This is a genomic window from Mesorhizobium sp. M7A.F.Ca.US.011.01.1.1, assembly GCF_003998295.1.
GTDB lineage: Bacteria > Pseudomonadota > Alphaproteobacteria > Rhizobiales > Rhizobiaceae > Mesorhizobium.
Genome location: NZ_RZRT01000166.1, coordinates 1 through 1,367 on the forward strand (window position 1 = coordinate 1; position 1,367 = coordinate 1,367).

The window sequence follows — 1,367 nt, forward strand, 5'->3', positions numbered from 1 at the left end:
GGGGTCTGATCTGCACCTCGATCACCGCCGAGCGCGCCCGCGAACTCGAACTTCCGCCGATGGCTTCATCGAACACCGACCCGATGAAGACCGCATTCACCGTCTCGATCGATCTGGCCGAGGGCATTTCCACCGGGATTTCGGCGACCGACCGGGCGGCGACCATCGCCGCGCTTTTGTCCGGCTCAAGGAAGCCGGCCGATTTTTCGAGACCAGGCCATGTCTTCCCGCTGGTCGCCAAACGCAACGGCGTCCTTGAACGTCCAGGGCACACAGAGGCCTCCGTCGATCTTAGCACGTTGGCGGGTCTCGCGCCGAGCGGCGTTATCTGCGAAATCGCAAATGACGACGGAACGATGTCGCGGTTGCCGCAGCTTATCCAATTCGCCCGCGAACATGGACTTCTGTTGGTGACGATCCGCGACTTGATAGCCTACCGCAAGCGGACCGAAATCCTCATTACCAAGGTCGGAGAATGCGCCATGCCGACCCGTTTCGGCGTCTTCCAAGCCCACGCCTATTGGGACGAGCTGACTGGCATCGAGCATATCGCGCTCGTCAAGGATGGTCCTTCCAACGCCGAAGCAATCGTGCGGGTGCATTCCGAATGCGTCACCGGCGAGGCGCTTGGATCGCTGCGCTGTGACTGTGGCGAGCAGCTCGAACGGGCACTCGCGATCATTGGCGCGAGCGTAAGGGGATGCCTTGTCTACATCCGGGGTCACGAAGGCCGGGGCATCGGGTTGGCGAACAAGATCAGGGCGTACGCTCTTCAGGACGACGGCTATGACACTTCGGAGGCGAACAGGGCTCTTGGCCTAGCCGACGACAGCCGCGACTACTTTGCGGCGGCCGGAATCCTGAAGGACCTTGCGATGCACGAGGTTGTTCTTCTGACCAACAGCCCCGCAAAGATGGACGCTCTTGCGTCGCACGGCATCGCGATCGCCAGACGGCGCGGCCTGTTGGTCGCCAGCAGTTCGGTCAATCAGGCCTATCTCAAGACCAAGGCGGATAAGTACGGCCACTTCCTCGAGGTATCGCGTGCGCTCGCCGGATAACGGCGCGTCTCCCTCAGAGTTTCCCCGCGGATAATAACCACACCCGCCCTCTAGCGGCGTGCACTCAGGGCACCCCGCTTTTTCTTTCGGCACATCTAAAAGGTCAGCCCTAGGGACCGTTAAGAATTCAAGACATCGTCGAAAGTGACCTTAGCCTTCATCTGCCTCCTGTTGCTCTGCTTTTCATTGATTAGCGCCCCTGGCTACGTAGCGAGCAGCGGCATCGCGAGCGAACAATTCTCCCAGGCCAAACTTGAGTGTAAGACCGTATGTCCGCCTCTGTCGATGAGGTGGCTCGCCCTACAC

General features: G+C 60.4%; 1 protein-coding gene. It reads left to right on the plus strand.

Going from position 1 to position 1,367, the window contains the following annotated elements; all coding sequences use genetic code 11:
- The coding region (gene ribA / locus EOA13_RS37060) for a GTP cyclohydrolase II (protein ID WP_127298038.1) at positions 1 to 1,061 on the plus strand (1,061 nt) is incomplete at its 5' end.
- Between the last annotated feature and the right edge of the window lie 306 nt (positions 1,062 to 1,367).